The sequence below is a fragment of the Sphingobium sp. RS1 genome, from assembly GCF_056156825.1.
Window position 1 is genome coordinate 1,368,383 of record NZ_JBLZXE010000002.1, and the last position, 19,149, is coordinate 1,387,531.

Sequence of the window (19,149 nt, forward strand, 5' to 3'; positions counted from 1 at the left end):
AGGGAAACGAGGCAGGCGCCGCGATCCGCCACCTGTCCCCCGGCCGCCTGCCCCCGTCAGTAACCGATCGCATAGCCCATGCGGCGGGGGTCGGCGCCGCCCATGCGCGCGCCCGACGCATCCACCAATATGCCCTGCACGCTGCCGATCGCATAGGGGCCGACCTTCTCGATCCGATGCCCCATCGCCGTCAGCCCTTGCAGCACCGGATCGGCGAACCGCCCCTCCGCCTGCACGGTGATCGCGGCGCCCGGCTTGTAGAAATTGGGCTCGGCATCCAGCGCGAACCGCGGCGCCTCGATCGCCGCCTGAATGGGCATGCCGCGATCGACCACATTGACCAGAAACTGAAACTGGGTCTGGCCGATCGTCTCGCCACCGGGCGATCCGAACACCAGCTTCAACCGCCCCTTGTCCAGCACGATGGTGGGCCCATTGCCCAGCAGCGCGATCTTGCCCGGCGCGACCTTGTTCGGGTGCCCGGCATAAGGCGCGGTCGACCCCAGCCGCAAGCCGTTGTTGAACAATATGCCCGTGTCGCCCATCACCAGGAACGTGCCGAAGCCGCCGCCCACCGTCGTGGTGACGGCGATCGCATTCCCTTCGGCATCGACCGCCGACAGGCTGGTGGTGTCGCCGCCGCGCGTCTGCTCATCCCCGCGCGCAGCCAGCCGCAGGCGCGGCGGCTCCAGCATCGCCCGGTCATAGGCCGCCGCATTGCCGCCTTCGCGATACAGCCCGGCCCTGGCGGGATCGATCAGCGCGCGGCGCGCCGCCGTAAAGCGCTTGGACAACAGCCCCTCCACCGGCGTGCGCGCAAAGGCGGGATCGGCGGCATAGCGATAGACGTCCGCCTTCGCGACCTTGATCGCCTCGATCAGCAAATGGGTGAAGGCCGGCCCGTCGGTCGGCAGCGCCGCCAGGTCGAACCCCTCGACCAGATTCAGCTGCTCGCACAATTCCAGCCCGGTCCGCGACGTCAGCGGGCTGGCATAGACATCCAGCCCGCGATAATTGGTCGTGACCGGATCGGACCAGCGCGGCTGATAGGCCGTCAAATCGTCCAGCCGCAGCCAGCCGCCCATCTCCGTCGAAAAGCGCGCAAATTCCTGCGCGATCGGCCCGGTGTAGAAATAGTCGTGCGCCGCCTGCAACGCCCGGTCGCGATCCGCTCCGCCCTTCAGCGCCGCGCCCTCCGCGTCGGCCAGCGCCTGCAACGTGCGCGCCAGCCCCGGATTGCGGAAGATAGACCGGGGCGCAGGCGGCTTTCCGTCGGGCAGGAACAGCGCCGCGCTGGTCGGATAAAGCGCCAGCGTCTTCTGCGCCCGCCCGATGAACAGCGCGATCGACGGATCGAGCGGATGGCCGTCGCGAGCATAGCCGATCGCCGGGTCCAGCAGCGTCGCCAGCGGCAGCTTCCCGAATCGCCGGGCCAGCGCGATCCAGCCGCCAAAGGCGCCCGGCACCGTCAGCGCCTTGGGGCCATGGTCCAGCACCGCGGGGTCCGCCTCCGGGTCCAGCAGGCGCGGCGCGCCGCCGGTAAAGGCCAGCGAATGCACCGTCCCGGCCTTGCGGTCGAGGCAGGTGGCAAAGCCGTTGCCGCCCGCGCTCGACGCCCATGGCTCGACCACATTCATCACCGCCATCGCCGCGACTACGGCATCGGCGGCGGTCCCGCCCTGCATCAGCATGCGCGTGCCGGCCATCGCGGCGAGCGGATGGCCCGCGGTCACGCCGCCATGGGGCATGGGCACCTCGATCCGGTGGGATGCGACGACCGCGCCGCCGGATCGCGGCGCATCGGGCGCCCGCGCCCCCGATTGCGCCAGCGCGGTGGCCGGCAGGGCGGACAGCGCCGCCCCCGCGAGGCCGCCGGTCAGCAGAGCACGGCGATCGAGTCCAGTCGGCCCGGCGACTATCGGCCCGGCTACTATCGGGTCAGCAGCTTTCGGATCGGCAGGTGATGGGGTGGAAGGCATAGGGGATCTTTCGCTGAATTCGGGGCAGAATGAAGCGTCGGTGGCCGGCAGGTGGGGATGCTGCCTGTTATCTCCGTCCGCCCTTGATTTAACTAACTAAGGCGCAAATTCCGCCATGCCCGCCCCGCTTTTATGCGCGCATACTCGAACCGCACGCCAAAGCCGGCGGCCTGAAACCCCAGCTTTGCGGCATGAAGGATAAAAGCGCTCCATTTCACTACCAAATCAATAGATATAGCGATCAACCGATCACCGACAGAGACGCCCCATGACCCTATCTCCACTGCCCGCCGACGGCATCCAGTTCCCGCAACAGATCGACCTGGTGGTCGATGCGCTGCATCGTGCCCGGCTGGACTGGCGCGCGGGCCATGCGCGCCACGCGGAACAGGGCGTCCATTTCCCCTCGCGCCAGTCGCTCAAGCGCATCAGCAACGAACTGGCGATCGCCCTCTTCCCCTTGCGCTTCGGCCCGCCCGAACTCACTGCGCAGAATGAAAATAATTATGTCGCCGCCTCGCTCGAATCGACCCTGTCGCAACTCGCGGCGCAGATCCGGCTGGAACGGGGCTATGACGCGCCCGACAGCGACCAGAAGGCGATCGCACTGGACGTCGAACGCGCGATCGGCCTGTTCGCGGCGCGCCTGCCCGATATCCGCCGCCTGCTCGATAGCGATGTGGAGGCCGGCTATGCCGCCGATCCCGCCGCGCGCAGCGTCGATGAAGTGCTGCTCGCCTACCCGTCCCTCACCGCCGTCATCCACCATCGCATCGCCCATCTTCTCTATCGGCTCGGCGCGCCGATCGTCGCGCGGGTCATCGCGGAAATCGCGCATGAACGCACCGGCATAGACATTCATCCCGGCGCCACCATCGGCCGCAGCTTCTTCATCGACCATGGCACCGGCGTCGTCATCGGCGAAACGGCGATCATCGGCGACCGCGTCCGCCTCTATCAGGGCGTCACGCTGGGCGGCGACCCGGACGTGGAGGGCCGCCACGACGTCCCCCGCCACCCCATCATCGGTGACGACGTGGTCATCCACGCCAATGCCAGTATCATCGGCCGGGTAATGATCGGCGCGGGATCGCGCATCGGCGGCAACCTGTGGCTCCGCCGCGACATACCCGCCGGCAGCATCGTCGAAGCCCCCCAACCCCTCATCCGCACGCCGGGCTGAGGGGCAGGCCGGCACACAGCCGCTGCGGACAAACCCGACACGCTGCTAGCGATCAGAAGCGAAAATACGGCGCCCGTTTTCGCCTGCCCCATGAGCGTCACCCCAGCGAAGGCTGGGGTCTCAGGCGACAGCAGAAGGAGGCCAGCCATCCCCCGCTAGCCGTTGACGCACTATGTCCCTGCCTGAGATCCCAGCTTCCGCTGGGATGACGATGAGGGTCGGCTAACGACCATTTGCGGATGTTCCTTTTACCCTCTCCCGCCTTCGCGGGAGAGGCAACGGAGACTTGGCAGCTTGCTGCCTAGTCGCAGTCGGTGAGGGTCTTTTTCGTTCTACACAGGCACTTCCGGCCGCAGGAAGAAAGACCCTCACCCAACCCTCTCCCGTGAAGACGGGAGAGGGCTTAAAAACCCGACGGTCCCCTAACCACCCTTCCCGCCACATGGCAGGGGGCAGACAGCTTCAGCCAGAACCTCATTCCATATTTTCAGCCTGACGCCGTCAGGGCAGCCCTCCACTGGCCGCGCCCCCCCCCCGTCTCGTCCGCCCATCGTCACGCGCGGACGAGCAGCATCCGTTCCAGCGCCGCGACATGCGCCACCACCGGCCGCGCGGCAAAGAAATCGCGCAGGTCGATATAGCCAAGCTCGCGGATGCGTTCCGCCACGGCATAGCGCAGATCGTCATTCAATATCGCGGAAATGCGCGATTTCAGAGCCTGCAATCGGGTTTCGACGGTCATGAACTGGCCTCCATGATGATCGGTCTTGGACGATGATGGTCCATCCGCCGCGCCCTTTTGCCAAGAGCCCCGCGCCTCATTCCACGCCGGACCGCCCCATATGTCCGACCGGCCCCTTTCCCCGTTCAGATGCCGATCATGTTGCCCGGCGCACCCATGAGCGCTGCTCATGGATGCGCCTTATGTGGCTCAAGTCGATATCGATGTGCCCAATCTGCGCGCTTCCGCGATCAATTCCTTCAACCTGTTTTCATCCTGCTGGTCGAACGGTGGCGCTAACAGGCTCGCTTGTTCACGGATATATTCAAGGTCCGGGTCGGTTATGGCGATGCTGGTAAAATCATCCCAATCCCATTCGCCGTTGGTACCGGCCAAAAAATCGCAAAGATAGGCTTCGACCTCTTCGACCGTACGATCGACGGTATTTTTAAGACCAAACAAATGCACCGCGATCACCACCAGCACCGTAAGGGGCAGAACGATGGGTGCCAATAGAAAGGCGGGCCATCCGGTCACATGCCAATGGCTGTTTCGCCTCGCCTTCACGGCTCCAGCCCGAACAGCGCCGCCGGCGCGCCAAAATCATCGGGCCAACCGGCATAGCTGACATCGGTCGGCCCCACCGCGAAGTCGCGCACCGTCCATCGCCCGTCGCGCAGTTCCAGCAGCGCATAGATGTCCGGCCCGTCGAATATCCCTGCCTCCACCCGTTCGGCATGGCGGGTGCGGCGCAAATCGATCGCCCCGCCCGCCGGCGTCTGCGGCACGACATGGGCAAAGGCCCAGCGATCCTGCCGCCGCAGCGTCCGCACCACGAATTTGACCTTCTGCGCCAGATCGCGCTCGATCGCGGGCCGCAGCGCGTTCAGCAATACCCGCCGCTGCGGATCGGCCACGCCGATGTCGCTCGCCCCGGCCAGCACCGCCACCACCATCATCGTCCCGATCATGCGCCTCTCCCCTCGATCCGCCAGCGATAGCGCAACCGCCCGGCACCGCCCCATGAAAACGCCTCATGAAAAAGGCCGCGCGGAGCCCCCACTCCACGCGGCCTTTTCGTTAAAGGGAACGAGCGGCGAAAGCCGGCTCAGTTCGCCTTGGAAAGATCCACCTTTTCCACCCATTCGGGGTAGAAGGTCGGTTCGCGGTTGGACCAGCCTACCGCCGTCGCCGCCGCCTCGCTGATCGACTGGAGCAGCGCGCGCCGCTTTTCGGGATGCAGATGCGGCAGGCTGGCAGCCGCGCAGAAAGCACCGGGCAACCAGGGCCGCGCCCCTGCACCCAGCAGGCGCTCATAGAGGAAGCGATAGGCGGAAAAGCTGCTCAGGCGATCCTGTCCCAGGTCGAAGGCCGACACGGTGACCAGCGGCGCCATGAACGGCTCCACCTGTTCCAGCCCGCTATCATCGGGTACGCGCGCCTTGATCTCGTCCAGTCGCCCGTAGATGCGCGCCTGCGCGCGGATCGACGCTTCCTCCACCATGTCACGCGACCATAGCTTCATCGCGTCGCGGCGATGCAGCCCGATATCCAGCGATCGGCGAATATAGCGTTGCGTGGCAGACGGGAAGCTGGCGAATTCACGCAGTTCCGCCAGGGTGATGGCCCCATCCGCCGGTCTTGCACTCGTACCCATGTTCATGCCCTCCGACTTGAAGTCGTAGGATGGAACATGCGCCCTCTATGGTTACTGAAGGCTTAAGCGCCTGTTCCACCGCTATTCACAACGGACCAGATTTCTTTGTGCGGCGCAACATGAAACTTCCATGACTGCGACAGGCCGTTGAAAGACAGGCGAATCCTGCCCGATATTTTATTTAGTTAGCTAACTAAATAAAATATATCCCTGCGATTGACCTGTCTGACTCGCTGTCTCATTGACCCGCCGATCCCCCGGTTTCAGACATTCGCGTCGGCCGACTCCAGCAACCAGGCCAGCGCCTCCCCAGCCTGCGTGAAGATGCGCATATAATCCTGAGTCATCTCCCGCCGCACCTGCATCGTGGCGATGATGCTGGGGGTGACGATGGCGATGCGCGACGCCCGCGGGAACAGCCCGTCGCCCAGATGCTCGCGAAAGGCGGCGACGGCCTCCTGCGGCTGCACCGCGCTCCCGCTCATGTCCATGCGCAGCAGATAGCCGGGCGCAAATCCCTCGGCCACGAATCGCGCCTTCACCTCACGGGCATAGGCGGCCACGCCCTCGCCGGTGAACTGGCCATGCCAGGCAATGTCGAGCAGGTTGATATCGTGACGGAAATTGATGTGGTACATGGAAAAGCGCCCTCCGCCTCCCTCATGCCCGACGAGCGTTACCGAAAGATTAGCTATGCGACGGAACGACTTGCGCGGCCAGCGGCGCGCGGCGCAACTGCCGTTCCAGAGCTGCGGCACCCTGCGCCCCACTTGCGTCAACACTGGCCTGCAAGGCCCGATAGGCCGCCAGGATGTCGGCCCCGCTCCCGGTCAGCCGCGCCCCTTCGCTCGACGTCGCGACCAGCGGCTCAGTCCAGCAGCGGTTCATCACATCCACCAGCAGCCAGCAACGGCGGTAGCTCATGCCCAGCTTCCGTCCGGCGGCCGAGATCGATCCTTCCGCCGCGATCGCATCCAGCAGGTCGGCCTTGCCCGGCCCCATGGCGATCTGGTCGCCGCAATATATCTGGATCTTGATCTTCAGCATCGGCTCGTCGCCCATGCTTAACCGTTCGGGACAGCCAACGCCAGCGCGCCAGCCGTCCCTAATATAGTCAGACGCCCGCCCGCCGCTCCAGCACCGCGCCGATCATCGCGCGCCACACGCCGACATCGCCGGCCTGCGCCATCTGGGCGTCCGGCTCGCGCAGCGTATGCAGGATCGCATAGGCATCATCGACATGGTCGGGCCAGGCGGCATCCACCGCGCCGGCCGCATGCGGATTTTGGCCGCCCCCGTTCAGGCTCAGCTGGCGACCGGCAAGGACGCGGGCGATGCGCTCGATGGCGGGGGTGGTGGATGTCGGCATGGATGGCATACTCCTCTCAATGGGGCGGCGCTTTTCGCTCTTCCGCCGTCAGGATAGCATATCGTTACGGGGGGAGCTATCGGTCCCCGCTCCGCATCGAACCGCCTTCGCTGAAACCGGACGAAGGCACCGGATCGCCCTTGTCGCCGGGCTTGGCGGTCGATGGCGGATCGGACGCGTCCATCGAATCCTTCAGGCTCTCGTCGCGCTTCTCGTCGGGATGCAGCACATGGTCCTGCGCGTCGCTGTCCCGATCGTCGCCGGCTTCCTCGCGACTGTTCGGACGCAGGTCGCTCTTGTCCGTCATGACACTCTCCTGTCGTTTCACGGGATCAACGGACGGCCCGCCAGCCCGGTTCCCCCAACCGGTTCCCACACCTCGTTCGACCAACGCCGCCACCCGTTCGACCAGCAACACCGCGACCTACAGACTTTCCCCGCGCCCCGGCGTAGACAGGCAACATGACTGATCTTCCCGAAGACGATCGCGGCGTCGCGCCGTCGATCGCGCTCTATTCGATTCTGGGCTTCTGGTTCTTCTACACCGTCATCGTGACCTTGCGCGCCATGGTCGTCGGTTTCGACGCGCAATGGGAAATGGCCGCCCGCCGTATGGTGGTGGCGGTCATCGGCATCATCGTCACCTGGATACTCTATCTGGCGCTGCGCAGGTTCGACTATAAGCCGCTGGCGGTCCGCTTCGTCGCCGCCTTCTCGCTCGCCGCGCCCTTCGCGCTCGCCATGGCGGCGGCCAATTACTATATCTTCAACGTCTATGATCCGATCAGCCTGTTTCCCGACGCGGACATGAAGAAGAAGGCGATCGAGGAAGGCTATGTGCTGATCTCCATCGTCGAAGATGCGATGACGCGCTACTTCTTCCTCGCCGCCTGGGCCGGCCTCTATCTCGCCCTCTCCTATGCCAGCGAAGCGCACCGCACCGAACGCCGCGCCGCCCGGCTGGAACGCGCCGCCCAGCAGGCAGAACTGCGGTCCCTGCGCTATCAGGTGAATCCCCATTTCCTGTTCAACACATTGAACTCGCTCTCCACGCTCGTCATGCGCAACCGACCGGACGAGGCGGAGCAGATGATCATGTCGCTCTCCAACTTCTACCGCACCTGCCTGACCGGCGACCCGCTGGACGATGTGCCGCTGGAAGAGGAAGTGCATCTCCAGAAACTCTATCTGGATATCGAGGCGGTGCGCTTCCCCGACCGGCTGACCACCGCCATCGACATCCCGCCCGCGCTGATGAATGCCTGCGTCCCCGGCCTCATCCTGCAACCCCTGGTCGAAAATGCGATCAAATATGGCGTGTCTCGCACCTCCAGTCCGGTCACCATCACCATCACCGCGCGCGAGGATGGCGACCAGTTGCATATCGCCGTGAGTGATGATGGCGACAATCCGCCGAGCGACACCGACGCCGGCAGCGGCATCGGCCTCGCCAATGTCCGCGACCGGCTGACCGCCCGCTTTGGAGAACAGGGCCGCATCGCTTATGGTCCGCGCGAAGGGGACGGTTTCTCCGTTCTCCTCACCTTGCCCATCATCCGCCGGGGTTGCTGACGTCCCATGTCCATCCGCACCATGATCGTCGATGACGAACCGCTCGCCGTCGAACGGCTCCAGATGCTCTGCGCCCGCGAGCCAAGAATCGCATTGGTCGGCACCGCCACCGATGGCGAGGCCGCACTGCGCCTGATCGAGGGGCTGAAGCCCGACCTCGTCCTGCTCGATATCGCCATGCCCCTGCTCGATGGAATCGGCGTCGCCCGCGCCGTCGGCCGCATGGGCATCCGCCCCGCCGTCATCTTCGTCACCGCGTTCGAAGGCTTTGCGGTCGAGGCGTTCGATCTCGCCGCCGTCGACTATATGCTCAAGCCCGTCGCCCATGACCGGCTGACCCGCGCGGTCGACCGGGTCGAAGTGGCGCTGCGCAACCAGTCCCCCACCGACACCCCCGCCATCGCCAGCGAACCGGCGCCGGAATGGGCGGAGGAGTTCTGGGTACCGCACCGCTCCGAACTCATCCGCATCGCCACCGACCAGATCGACCGGATCGAGGCGGAGCGCGACTATATGCGCCTGCATGTCGGCGCCCACAGCTATCTGCTGCACCAGACGATCAGCAGCCTGGAGGAGCGGCTAGACCCGCAGCAATTCGTCCGCCTGCACCGCAGCCACATCGTCCGCCGCGACCATATCGCCCGCCTGCGCCACGATGGCAGCGGCGTATGGTTCGCCGCGCTCGCCGACGGCGGCGAAATCCGCATCGGCCGCACCTTCCTCGCCAACGCACGGGCCATGACGGGGCGGTGAACAACAAAAGCCAGGCGGTTTTGAAATTCAGTTCAGGTGGAGCCGAGCCAACGGCCAGCATTAGCTAAAAGCGTGATTTTTGAGCACCGGAGCGCAGCGTACTTCAAGTACATGAGCACCGGAGCGCAGAAAAGCACGCTTTGCAGGCCCGCATGGGCTGAATTTCAAACCGCCTGCCCCGCTGCAACCCCACTGGCCCATGCCCACTGGAAATTATAGCCACCCAGCCATCCGGTAACGTCCACCGCCTCGCCGATCGCATACAACCCCGGCACCTTGTTCGCCTCCATCGTCCGCGAAGACAGGCCGGCAGTCGCGATCCCGCCCACTGTCACCTCGGCCTTGGCATAGCCTTCCGTCCCTGACGGCATGAAGGCCCAGTCGCTCAGCCGCGCCCCGACCTGCCGCAGCGCCTTGTCGGTCAACGCCCCCATTTCCCCCTGCACCGCCAGCCGTTCCAGCAGCGCATCGGCCAGCCGCTCGGTCAACGCCTGCGCCAGCACCCGGCGCAGGCTGCTACGCGGCCGCTCCGCCTTTTCCGCCAGCAGCCAGTCGGCCGCGCGATCCGGCAGGAAGTTCACCTGGATGGCGGTGCGATGCTGCCAGTAGGAGGATATCTGCAACATCGCCGGCCCGGACAGCCCCCGGTGGGTAAACAGCGCCGCCTCGCGAAAGCGCGTCTTGTTCCACCGCACCTCGACGTCGGTCGACACGCCCGACAGCGACTGGAACAGCGACTCCTCCGGTCCCAAGGTAAAGGGCACCAGTGCCGGACGCGGCTGCACGATGGTCAGGCCGAAATGCCGTGCTACATCATAGGCGAAGCCGGTCGCGCCCATTTTGGGAATGGACGGCCCGCCCGTCGCCAGCACCAGCGCTGGCGCACGATGCACCGTCTCGCCCACCGTCACCCGATACAGACCATCGCCATGGTCGATATCGGCAACCGCCTGCCCCAGCGCCAGCGCCACGCCTCCCCTGGCGCATTCTTCCGACAGCATCGCCACGATCTGCTTCGCCGACCCGTCGCAGAACAATTGCCCCAGCGTCTTTTCATGCCAGACGATGCCATAGCGATCGACCAGCCCGATAAAGTCCTGCGCCGTGTAACGCCCCAGCGCCGACTTGGCGAAATGCGGATTGGCCGACAAATAACGATCGGCGGCGGTATGGATATTGGTGAAATTGCACCGCCCGCCGCCGGAAATCAGGATCTTCTTGCCCACCGCCTCGGCATGGTCGACCAGCAGCACGCGCTTGCCCCGCTGCCCGGCGGTGGCTGCGCACATCATGCCCGCAGCACCAGCGCCCAGCACGATCGCATCATAATCCGCCATCACCGCACCCGCTTCAGGCGCACCAGCGCCTCATCGAGCGACTGGAGAAAGCGCGACCGATCCACCTTGCTGAAGGGTGGCGGCCCGCCGATCGCATCCCCCACCGCACCCGCGCGCAGGTCCGCCATGATCGCCCGCGTCGCCACCGCCGCGCCGATCGAACTCAGTGTAAAGGGCTTGCCGTTGGGCGCGATCACCACCGCGCCGGCCTTCAGGCAGCGATCCGCCAGCAATATGTCGGCGGTGATGCAGATCGATCCGGCATCGGCCCGTTCGGCGATCCAGTCGTCCGCCGCGTCGAACCCGTCGCTCACCACCACCCGCTCCAGCAGCGGATGCGCAGGGATTCGGATCGGACTGTTGCTCACGATCGTCACGGGCACTTCATGCCGCCAGGCGACCTTGTAGATTTCCTCTTTCACCGGGCAGGCATCGGCATCGACCAGTATCTTCATGCCCCCGGCGATAGGCGGGCGGGCCGGATCAGGCCAGCCTATTTCGGCACCAGGACATAGCGCCTTAAATTATCCCCGTTCGGGCTGAGCCTGTCGAAGCCCCGCCCTTGAACAGGCTCAGGGCGAACGGAAGAATGCTATGCCTTGGGTGCGGAACGACCTTATTTCATATGCAACGATGTGCCGCCTTCACCCCGCGATATTCCTGCCCTACATGGTTGCGCATGAATGCCCCCCTCTACAATAAAGATATATTGCGGCTCGCTGCCGGCATCCCGCATCACCAGCGCCTGTCCGACCCGCAGGCGACCGTGGAAAAGCGTTCCCCCACCTGCGGATCGCGCGTCACGGCCGATGTCCGTATGACCGACGGCCGCCTTGCCGACATGGGCCTCGACGTAAAGGCCTGCGCTCTGGGGCAAGCCTCCGCCGCGCTGATGGCCAGCCATGCCATCGGCCTCACCGCCGACGAACTGGCCGACGCCCGCGACAAGCTCGCCGCCTATCTTTCGGGCGACAGCGACGATCTCGACTTCTGGCCCGGCCTTGCCGTCCTCGCCCCGGCGCGTGGCTATCCCGCCCGCCACGCCTCGATCCGCCTCGGCTTCGAGGCGATCGCCGAAGCTGCCCGGATGGCCGACGCCTGATGGAGGGTCATGCTGCCGTAAGCGCCCCCATCAGCGCCACCGACGTTCTTCTTTCCGAAGGCGTCATCCTGCTCGGCGCCGCCGTCCTCTTCGTCATGCTCTTCCGTCGCTTCGGCCTCGGCGCCGTGCTGGGCTATCTCGTCGCCGGCGCATTGGTCGGGCCACAGGGCCTCGGCCTTGTCGGTGGCGCGGAATCGAAGCTCGCCATCGCCGAAATCGGCATCGTCCTGCTGCTCTTCCTCGTCGGCCTCGAACTGCATCCCGCCCGCCTCTGGCGCCTCAAACGCGATATTTTCGCGCTGGGCACGGCGCAGGTCGTGCTGTGCGGCTCTATCCTGACCGCCATCATCTTCTACACCACCGGCTTCACCTGGGGCGCGGCGATCGCGCTCGGCCTGCCGCTCGCCCTCTCCTCCACTGCGCAGGTGCTGCCCGGCCTCAAGTCCAGCGGCCGCATCAACTCGCCCTTTGGTGAGAAAGTCTTCTCGATCCTGCTGTTCCAGGATCTGTCGATCGTCCCGCTCATCACCATCGTTGCCGCCCTGTCGCGCAACCCCGCCGATGCCGGCGGCCCGCCGGGATGGATGATGGCCGCTTATACCGTCGCCGCCATCGCCGGGCTCGTTCTCGCCGGTCGCTTCGTCCTGCGCCCCCTGTTGGCGCTGGTCGGGCGTATGGGCGAACGCGAACTGTTCGTTGCCGTCGGCCTCTTCACCGTCCTTGCCGCCGCCGCGCTGATGCACGCCCTGCACCTCTCGACCGCGCTCGGCGCCTTCGTCGCGGGCGTCATGCTCGCCGATTCGCCTTACCGGCATGAGATCGAGGCGGACGTCGAACCCTTCCGTTCGATCCTCCTCGGCCTCTTCTTCCTCGCCGTCGGCATGGTGCTGGACCTGCGCACCGTCGCCGCCAACCCCTTCTTCGTCCTCTCCATGGCCGCGATGCTCGTCGCGACCAAGGCGGCGATCATCGCAGGCCTTGCCCGGCTGTTCGGCATGGCCTGGCAACAGGCGCTCGGCGCTGGCCTTTTGCTCAGCCAAGGCGGCGAATTCGGCTTCGTCCTCTTCGCCCAGGCACAGAATGCCCTGCTCATCGCGCCGCAGGCCGCCAGCCTGTTCAGCGCCATCGTCACCTTCTCCATGGCGACCACGCCTTTCCTGATGCTCTTCGCCCGCCGCTTCGAATTTGCGAAACCAAAGGATCATGAAGATCTGCCGGGACCGGAAGATGCACCGCGTGGCTCCGCCATCATCGTGGGCTATGGCCGCTTCGGCCAGACCGTCGCGCAGATGCTGATGGGCCATGGCTTCGGCGTCACCCTGATCGACAAGAAACCCGCCCAGATCGAGGTGTCGAGCCGCTTCGACATGAAAGTCTATTATGGCGACGGCACCCGCATGGACCTGCTCCACCGCGCCGGCGCCGAAGAGGCCCGCCTGATCGCCTTCTGCATCGACGATCCCGCGCTCGATTCGCGCGCGCTCCAGCCGATCGCGCAGGCCTTCCCGCAGGCCGCCCTCATGGTCCGCGTCTTCGACCGTCGGCAATTGCTGGAATTACAGGATATGGACCTCGCCGGCACCGTCCGCGAAGTCTATGAATCGGCCATCTGCATGGGTGTTCAGGCGATGCAGGCGCTGGGCGTTCCCGACGAGGAAGTCGAGGAAGTGGAACGTCAATATCGCCAGAATGACGCCGATCGCCTCGCGCTCCAGATCGAACATGGCAATCTGCTCGCGGCGAAGGACTTGATGTTCCGCCCCGGCAAGGCCATGCGTCTGCTCAGCAGAGGGGATGGAGAAGAGGCATGATCGCGATACTGGCCTGCCTGTCGGCGGCACTGGCCATCGGCGCGGGCGCATTTGGCGCCCATGGCGTGACCGATCCGAAAGCGGCCGAATGGCTGCGCACCGGCGGCCTCTACCAGTTGATCCATGCCGTCGCAGCCATCGCTATCACCGGCGTGGCCCGTGGCGGTGCAATCCTGCTGCTCATCGGCGCCGCGATCTTCGCGATCAGCCTCTACGTCATGGCGCTGGGTGGCCCCCGATGGCTGGGCGCCGTCACGCCGATCGGCGGCACGCTGATGATCGCCGGCTGGCTCTGGGCCGCATGGAGCTTTGCGCAGCGTTAAGCTGCGGCCTTGCTCCTTTACCACTGCAAGCCTAGATTGGGACCATGGCCGACCACCATCACCATCACGAACCGACCGGCACCAAGCTCGCCGACGCCGCCCGCGCCACGCTGGAGGCGCAGAATGAGCAATGGACCCCGATGCGCGCCGCCATCTTCGATGCGCTCGCCGCGGAGGAACGTCCTGCATCGGCCTATGATATCGCCGACACCGTGTCGAAGGCGCGCGGCAAGCGGGTCGCACCCAACAGCGTCTATCGCATCCTCGACCTGTTCGTGGCCAACAACATCGCCATGCGCGTCGAAAGCGCCAACGCCTATATCGCCAACGCCCATCCGGGCTGCCATCATGACTGCATCTTCCTGGTGTGCCGCACCTGCAAGCAGGCCACCCATGTCGATGACGACAAGGTGACCAATCAGGTCCGCGCCGTCGCACAGCATGAAGGCTTCAACCCGGAACGCCCGGTCATCGAGATTCTGGGCACCTGCGCAAAATGCGCGGCCTGATGGCCTGTTGCGCTTGCGCGCGGAACGGCCTAGCGGCCCTTGCTTTGATCCGGAACGGCGTTACGGCCTCGGGAGTCTATGTCTTTCATGAATGATCGCCCCGAAACTCCGCTTCTTGACCAGGTCGTCTGGCCGTCGGACCTGCGCGCCCTCAAGCCGGAACAGTTGCGCCAGCTGGCGGATGAGCTGCGGCAGGAAGTGATCTCCGCCGTCGGCGTTACCGGCGGCCATCTGGGGTCGGGTCTGGGCGTGGTCGAACTGACCACCGCGATCCATTATGTGTTCGACACCCCCAACGACAAGCTGGTCTGGGACGTCGGCCATCAATGCTATCCGCACAAGGTCTTGACCGGACGGCGCGACCGCATCCGCACCCTGCGCCAGGGCGGCGGCCTCTCCGGCTTCACCAAACGCGCCGAAAGCGAATATGACCCGTTCGGCGCGGCGCACAGTTCCACCTCGATCAGCGCGGCACTGGGCTTCGCCGTCGCCAACAAGATGCAGGACCGCCCCGGCAAGGGCATCGCCGTCATCGGTGATGGCGCCATGTCGGCTGGCATGGCCTATGAGGCGATGAATAACGCCCGCGCCGCCGGCAACCGCCTCGTCGTCATCCTCAACGACAATGACATGTCGATCGCGCCGCCGGTCGGTGGCCTGTCCGCCTATCTCGCCCGACTAGTCTCCAGCCGCGAATTTCTCGGCCTGCGCGACCTCGCCAAGCGCCTTGCCCGCAAACTGCCCCGCCCGCTCCACAATGCCGCGCGCAAGACGGACGAATTCGCCCGCGGCATGGCCATGGGCGGCACCTTGTTCGAGGAACTCGGTTTCTATTATGTCGGCCCGGTCGACGGCCATAATCTCGACCAGCTGATCCCCGTCCTCGAAAATGTCCGCGATGCCGCTGAAGGGCCGTGCCTCGTCCATGTCGTCACGCAGAAGGGCAAGGGCTATGGCCCCGCCGAAGCCGCCGCCGACAAATATCATGGCGTCCAGAAATTCGACGTCATCACCGGCACGCAGGCAAAGGCGCCTCCCGGCCCGCCCAGCTACACCAATGTCTTCGCCCAGGCGCTGATCGCCGAAGCCCAGCGCGATCCCAAGGTCTGCGCCATTACCGCCGCCATGCCGTCCGGTACCGGCCTCGACAAGTTCGAACTGGCCTTCCCCGACCGCACGTTCGACGTCGGCATCGCCGAACAACATGCCGTCACCTTCGCGGCCGGCCTTGCCGCGGAAGGGATGCGCCCCTTCTGCGCCATCTACTCGACCTTCCTGCAACGCGCCTACGATCAGGTCGTGCATGACGTCGCGATCCAGAATCTCCCCGTCCGCTTCGCCATCGACCGCGCCGGTCTGGTCGGCGCCGACGGCTCCACCCATGCCGGCAGCTTCGACGTCACTTACCTTGCCACCCTGCCCAACATGGTGGTGATGGCGGCGGCGGACGAAGCCGAACTGGTCCATATGGTCCACACCTGCGCCGTGCATGACAGCGGGCCGATCGCGGTGCGCTACCCGCGCGGCAATGGCACAGGCGTCGACATGCCGACCGTCCCCGAAGCACTGCCGATCGGCAAGGGCAGGATCGTGCGCGAAGGGCGTCAGGTCGCAATCCTCTCGCTCGGCACCCGCCTCGAAGAAGCGCTCAAGGCCGCCGAAGCGCTGGAGGCCAGGGGCCTTAGCACCACCGTCGCCGACCTGCGCTTCGCCAAGCCGCTGGATGAAGCGCTGATCCGCAAGCTGCTGACCACGCATGAGGTCGCCGTCACGATTGAGGAAGGCGCGATCGGCGGCCTGGGCGCCCATGTGCTGACGCTCGCCAGCGATCTCGGCCTGATCGACAATGGCCTCAAGCTGCGTACCCTGCGCCTGCCCGACATCTTCCAGGATCAGGACAAGCCCGAAGTGCAATATGCGCAAGCCCGCCTCGACGCCGACGCCATCATCGACACAGTGCTAACGGCGCTGCGCCACAACAGCGTCGGCACGGAAGCGCGGGCCTGACGCTGCTAACCAAATCGCTTTTGCTGCTGCCGATAATCATCGGCGCACTGGCACTTTTGGGTTTTTGGTACCGCTGGCGGCATGCGAAACGGCTTGTCGCTAAGCGAGAGGGCATTTCGCCTGCATCGCTTATAGATCTGATGGTTGCGAACGCTATTGCAGAGCCGGTCGCAGAATTTGTCTGGGACGCCCTCGGTCCCTATTATGGCGAAGGCGACATCCTCCCTCACCCTGACGATGACCTCACGGATGATGCAAATATCGACCCGGAAGATGTGGAGGATATCGTCGCTGATTTTTTCCGCCGCTTTTCGTTGCCAGAACCCACAAAGCAGCAGCCGGAAGTCATACCTAAATCGATGAGCCTCATGAATTTCGCTCATTATCTGAACGGGCGGCTGCGCACGTTCAGGAACCAAATCTCGCCCCTTGCGTCCTAGCCGGACTGTACCGATCATGCGATGATCGGTGCCGGGACATAAGGGGGGAGAGGACAGGATGCGGCATGTCGGGCAAAGTCTCCTTGCAAGCGCCGCTCTGCTCCTTACGCTGAACGCCTGCCACCCCAGGCAGGAGGACAAGCCGCCACCCCGCGCCAACGATCCCGTCCCGGTCCCGCAAAAAGCGTCCATCCTCACCGCCCCGATCGACGGCGACGCCGCGATCATCCGCCGCGCGGTCGAAAATGCCGTTCCTCACACACTCTGGTCGATCGACGAACCCGAAGCCCGCTGCATCCCACCCCAGCAGGTCAAACTATTCGGCAAGCGGATCAGGGTCACACCGCCGGTCCACTGCGCCATCCACGGCACCGTCACGCGCGGCCCGATCCGCCTGCGCGGCGAGGGGCAGGATATCATCGCCGACATGCCGATCCGTGCGGAGATCAGCGCCCGTGACGTCCATGGCCGGCTGAAGGGTGAAACCGCGACCGGCGCCGCCATGGCCCATGCCCGCATCCGCTTGACGCTGACGCCGCAATGGGCGCTGACCGGCACGGTGCGCCTCAGCTATGACTGGACCACCCCACCCGGCATCGACTTTCTGGGCCAGCGTATCCGCTTCACCGACAAGGCGGATGAGAAGTTGCAGCCGATCATCCGCAAGCTGGAACGCGAACTCCCCCGCGAACTGGCGCAGGTCCATGTCCGGCCCAAGGTGGAGCAACTCTGGCGTCAGGGCTTCGCCACGCTGGAACTCAATGCCCGCAATCCCGCCGTCTGGATGCGCGTCACGCCGCAAAAACTGCTCTATGACGGCTACGCCCTGCGCAACGGCCGTCTCCGGCTCGATCTGGGGCTGGAAGCGCTGACGGAAACCCATGTCGGCCCGCGCCCGGATGCGCCCCAGCCGACCCCGCTGCCACCGCCCGCCCCTGCCAAAGTGGACGGCCGTTTCGCCATGGCGATCCCCGTCACCGCCGACTATGCCCTATTGGAACCCGTCATCCTGCGTGCCCTCACCAAACGCGCCGCCCAACCCTTCCAGTTGCCCGCCATCGGCCCCGTTCTCGCCCGGTTCGAGAAAGTGGAGGCCTATGGCACGGGCGAAGGGCGGATCGCGGTGGGCCTCACCCTCGCCGCCCGTCCCGCCTCCGGCAGGATGGATGAAACCCACGGCCGCATCTGGATCACTGCCCGTCCGGTCAACGCCCCCAACAGCGCGCAAGTCCATTTCACCGACCTGACCGTCACCGGCGCCACCGATGGGGTCGCCGGCGACATACTGCTCGCGCTCGGCAACAGCCCCGGCGTCTCCCAGTTGATCGCCACCGCCCTCACCCAGAATTTCACCAAGGATGTGCAGGAACTGCAAGGCAAGATCAGACACGCCATCGCCGAAAAGCGGCTGGACAACCTGCTGATCCAGAGCCGCATCGACCGCATGACCACCGGCCAGATTCACGCCTATGGCGCGGGCCTGCATCTGCCGGTCGAAGCACAGGGCATAGCCCGCATCCGCTACCAGCCGATCAAGGCGAGAAAATAGCAACCACATAGTTGCATATTACGCTTAAGCCGGGCATCATAGGCAATCAGGAGGTTGCCTATATGACCGACTCCATCATCAAGACCATCGATATCGCCGCCCCTGTCGAGAAGGTGTGGGATGCGCTCACCGATCATCGCAAATTCGGTGCCTGGTTCCTCGTCGCCCTCGACCAGCCCTTCGTCGTCGGCACCCGTTCGACCGGCCACATGACCTATCCCGGCTATGAACATTTCCCCTGGGAATCGCGCACCGTCGCGATCGAGCCGATGACCCGCTTCGTCTTTGAATGGCCCGCGACCGGCGGCGATGAGGAGGCGATCCGCAACGGCGTGCCCGAATGGACGCTGGTGGAATTCCGGCTGGAACCGACTGCCACCGGCACCCGGCTGACCGTCACCGAAAGCGGGTTCGATACTGTCCCCGAACCGCGCCGCTCCAACGTCCTGCGCTCCAACGACGGCGGCTGGGCGGAGCAGGTGCAGAATATCAGACGCTATGTCGAAGGCTGAACCGGCCGCATTGTTCGCGGCTCTGGGCGATCCGACCCGGCTCGGCATGGTGGGCCGCCTCAGCAACGGACATGCCCTGTCCATCGTGCAACTGGGCGAAGGGCTGGCAATCAGCCGGCAGGCCGTCGCCAAGCATCTCGATGTGCTGCACGGCGCGGGCCTCGTCCATCGCCGCAAAAGCGGGCGGGAAGTTCATTACGCCCTGCGCCGTGACGCGATCGAAGCGGCCCGGCTGTGGCTGGAACAGGCCAGCGCCCAATGGGACGATACGCTCGCCCGCCTGAAGGCGTTCGTGGAAGAGGACTGACCCCCTCTCCCGCCTCTC

The 19,149-nt window shown here is 65.3% G+C and carries 23 protein-coding genes; 12 read left to right on the forward strand and 11 right to left on the reverse strand.

From position 1 onward, the window contains the following. Positions 1 to 56: 56 nt before the first annotated feature. Positions 57 to 1,979 (reverse strand): gamma-glutamyltransferase family protein, encoded by a 1,923-nt coding sequence (locus ACNHGR_RS08225; protein ID WP_475285311.1) that lies wholly within the window; start codon positions 1,977 to 1,979, stop codon positions 57 to 59. Between the two features lie 268 nt (positions 1,980 to 2,247). On the opposite strand from ACNHGR_RS08225, the gene epsC reads away from it, so the two are divergent. Then, entirely contained in the window at positions 2,248 to 3,162 is a 915-nt protein-coding gene (gene epsC / locus ACNHGR_RS08230) for a serine O-acetyltransferase EpsC (RefSeq protein WP_475285313.1), read from the forward strand. Between the two features lie 553 nt (positions 3,163 to 3,715). Here epsC and ACNHGR_RS08235 read toward each other — a convergent pair. From ACNHGR_RS08235 to ACNHGR_RS08270, 8 genes are all read right to left on the reverse strand, one after another. Further along, on the reverse strand, positions 3,716 to 3,904 hold the full coding sequence (locus ACNHGR_RS08235; RefSeq protein ID WP_184265906.1) for a hypothetical protein: 189 nt from the start codon (positions 3,902 to 3,904) through the stop codon (positions 3,716 to 3,718). A 189-nt stretch (positions 3,905 to 4,093) separates the two neighbouring features. Further along, entirely contained in the window at positions 4,094 to 4,420 is a 327-nt protein-coding gene (locus tag ACNHGR_RS08240) for a hypothetical protein (RefSeq protein WP_475285315.1), read from the reverse strand. 26 nt (positions 4,421 to 4,446) lie between these two features. Next, complete coding sequence (locus ACNHGR_RS08245; protein WP_475285317.1) at positions 4,447 to 4,854, reverse strand: hypothetical protein; 408 nt, start codon at positions 4,852 to 4,854, stop codon at positions 4,447 to 4,449. A 137-nt stretch (positions 4,855 to 4,991) separates the two neighbouring features. After that, positions 4,992 to 5,540: a hypothetical protein gene (locus ACNHGR_RS08250; protein ID WP_184265912.1), complete on the reverse strand. Its 549-nt coding sequence runs from the start codon at positions 5,538 to 5,540 to the stop codon at positions 4,992 to 4,994. A gap of 263 nt (positions 5,541 to 5,803) precedes the next feature. Next, positions 5,804 to 6,178, reverse strand: coding sequence for an STAS/SEC14 domain-containing protein (locus ACNHGR_RS08255; protein ID WP_475285319.1), 375 nt, complete (start codon positions 6,176 to 6,178; stop codon positions 5,804 to 5,806). Positions 6,179 to 6,227: 49 nt separating this feature from the next. Then, positions 6,228 to 6,602: a winged helix-turn-helix domain-containing protein gene (locus tag ACNHGR_RS08260; protein WP_475285321.1), complete on the reverse strand. Its 375-nt coding sequence runs from the start codon at positions 6,600 to 6,602 to the stop codon at positions 6,228 to 6,230. 52 nt (positions 6,603 to 6,654) lie between these two features. After that, positions 6,655 to 6,909, reverse strand: a complete 255-nt coding sequence (locus ACNHGR_RS08265; RefSeq protein ID WP_184265921.1) for a hypothetical protein — start codon at positions 6,907 to 6,909, stop codon at positions 6,655 to 6,657. A gap of 76 nt (positions 6,910 to 6,985) precedes the next feature. Then, positions 6,986 to 7,216, reverse strand: a complete 231-nt coding sequence (locus tag ACNHGR_RS08270) for a hypothetical protein (RefSeq protein WP_475285323.1) — start codon at positions 7,214 to 7,216, stop codon at positions 6,986 to 6,988. A 155-nt stretch (positions 7,217 to 7,371) separates the two neighbouring features. Between ACNHGR_RS08270 and ACNHGR_RS08275 the strand changes: the two genes are divergently transcribed. Together ACNHGR_RS08275 and ACNHGR_RS08280 are read left to right on the forward strand one after the other, a co-directional pair. Then, positions 7,372 to 8,481 (forward strand): sensor histidine kinase, encoded by a 1,110-nt coding sequence (locus ACNHGR_RS08275; RefSeq protein ID WP_475285325.1) that lies wholly within the window; start codon positions 7,372 to 7,374, stop codon positions 8,479 to 8,481. Between the two features lie 6 nt (positions 8,482 to 8,487). After that, a complete protein-coding gene (locus tag ACNHGR_RS08280; RefSeq protein ID WP_475285327.1) occupies positions 8,488 to 9,234 on the forward strand; it encodes a LytR/AlgR family response regulator transcription factor in 747 nt (248 codons plus the stop codon). A 164-nt stretch (positions 9,235 to 9,398) separates the two neighbouring features. Here the strand turns inward: ACNHGR_RS08280 and ACNHGR_RS08285 are convergent, their stop codons facing one another. Together ACNHGR_RS08285 and ACNHGR_RS08290 are read right to left on the reverse strand one after the other, a co-directional pair. Beyond that, positions 9,399 to 10,571, reverse strand: coding sequence for a BaiN/RdsA family NAD(P)/FAD-dependent oxidoreductase (locus ACNHGR_RS08285; protein ID WP_475285329.1), 1,173 nt, complete (start codon positions 10,569 to 10,571; stop codon positions 9,399 to 9,401). Continuing rightward, the gene (locus tag ACNHGR_RS08290; RefSeq protein WP_184265935.1) at positions 10,571 to 11,026 is read right to left on the reverse strand and encodes a YaiI/YqxD family protein; all 456 of its coding nucleotides are present in this window, start codon (positions 11,024 to 11,026) and stop codon (positions 10,571 to 10,573) included. Before ACNHGR_RS08290 ends, ACNHGR_RS08285 begins: the two co-directional genes overlap by 1 nt. Positions 11,027 to 11,250: 224 nt before the next feature. On the opposite strand from ACNHGR_RS08290, the gene ACNHGR_RS08295 reads away from it, so the two are divergent. The 9 genes from ACNHGR_RS08295 to ACNHGR_RS08335 all read left to right on the forward strand — a co-directional run bounded on the left by ACNHGR_RS08295 (position 11,251) and on the right by ACNHGR_RS08335 (position 19,131). Continuing rightward, on the forward strand, positions 11,251 to 11,673 hold the full coding sequence (locus ACNHGR_RS08295) for an iron-sulfur cluster assembly scaffold protein (RefSeq protein WP_475285331.1): 423 nt from the start codon (positions 11,251 to 11,253) through the stop codon (positions 11,671 to 11,673). Continuing rightward, complete coding sequence (locus ACNHGR_RS08300; protein ID WP_475285333.1) at positions 11,673 to 13,484, forward strand: cation:proton antiporter domain-containing protein; 1,812 nt, start codon at positions 11,673 to 11,675, stop codon at positions 13,482 to 13,484. The genes ACNHGR_RS08295 and ACNHGR_RS08300 overlap by 1 nt, the downstream gene beginning before the upstream one ends. Then, the gene (locus ACNHGR_RS08305) at positions 13,481 to 13,807 is read left to right on the forward strand and encodes a DUF423 domain-containing protein (RefSeq protein WP_475285335.1); all 327 of its coding nucleotides are present in this window, start codon (positions 13,481 to 13,483) and stop codon (positions 13,805 to 13,807) included. The genes ACNHGR_RS08300 and ACNHGR_RS08305 overlap by 4 nt, the downstream gene beginning before the upstream one ends. 44 nt (positions 13,808 to 13,851) lie before the next feature. Further along, positions 13,852 to 14,316: a transcriptional repressor gene (locus ACNHGR_RS08310; RefSeq protein WP_184265947.1), complete on the forward strand. Its 465-nt coding sequence runs from the start codon at positions 13,852 to 13,854 to the stop codon at positions 14,314 to 14,316. An 87-nt stretch (positions 14,317 to 14,403) separates the two neighbouring features. Beyond that, positions 14,404 to 16,323 carry a 1-deoxy-D-xylulose-5-phosphate synthase gene (dxs, locus tag ACNHGR_RS08315; protein ID WP_475285337.1) on the forward strand — a complete coding sequence of 640 codons (1,920 nt, stop codon included), beginning with the start codon at positions 14,404 to 14,406 and terminating at the stop codon, positions 16,321 to 16,323. 20 nt (positions 16,324 to 16,343) lie between these two features. Next, on the forward strand, positions 16,344 to 16,763 hold the full coding sequence (locus ACNHGR_RS08320) for a hypothetical protein (RefSeq protein WP_475285339.1): 420 nt from the start codon (positions 16,344 to 16,346) through the stop codon (positions 16,761 to 16,763). Between the two features lie 58 nt (positions 16,764 to 16,821). After that, on the forward strand, positions 16,822 to 18,312 hold the full coding sequence (locus ACNHGR_RS08325) for a DUF4403 family protein (protein WP_475285341.1): 1,491 nt from the start codon (positions 16,822 to 16,824) through the stop codon (positions 18,310 to 18,312). Positions 18,313 to 18,374: 62 nt separating this feature from the next. Next, positions 18,375 to 18,824, forward strand: a complete 450-nt coding sequence (locus tag ACNHGR_RS08330; RefSeq protein WP_475285343.1) for an SRPBCC family protein — start codon at positions 18,375 to 18,377, stop codon at positions 18,822 to 18,824. Next, on the forward strand, positions 18,811 to 19,131 hold the full coding sequence (locus ACNHGR_RS08335) for a metalloregulator ArsR/SmtB family transcription factor (RefSeq protein ID WP_184265960.1): 321 nt from the start codon (positions 18,811 to 18,813) through the stop codon (positions 19,129 to 19,131). Before ACNHGR_RS08330 ends, ACNHGR_RS08335 begins: the two co-directional genes overlap by 14 nt. The last annotated feature ends 18 nt before the right edge of the window (positions 19,132 to 19,149 follow it).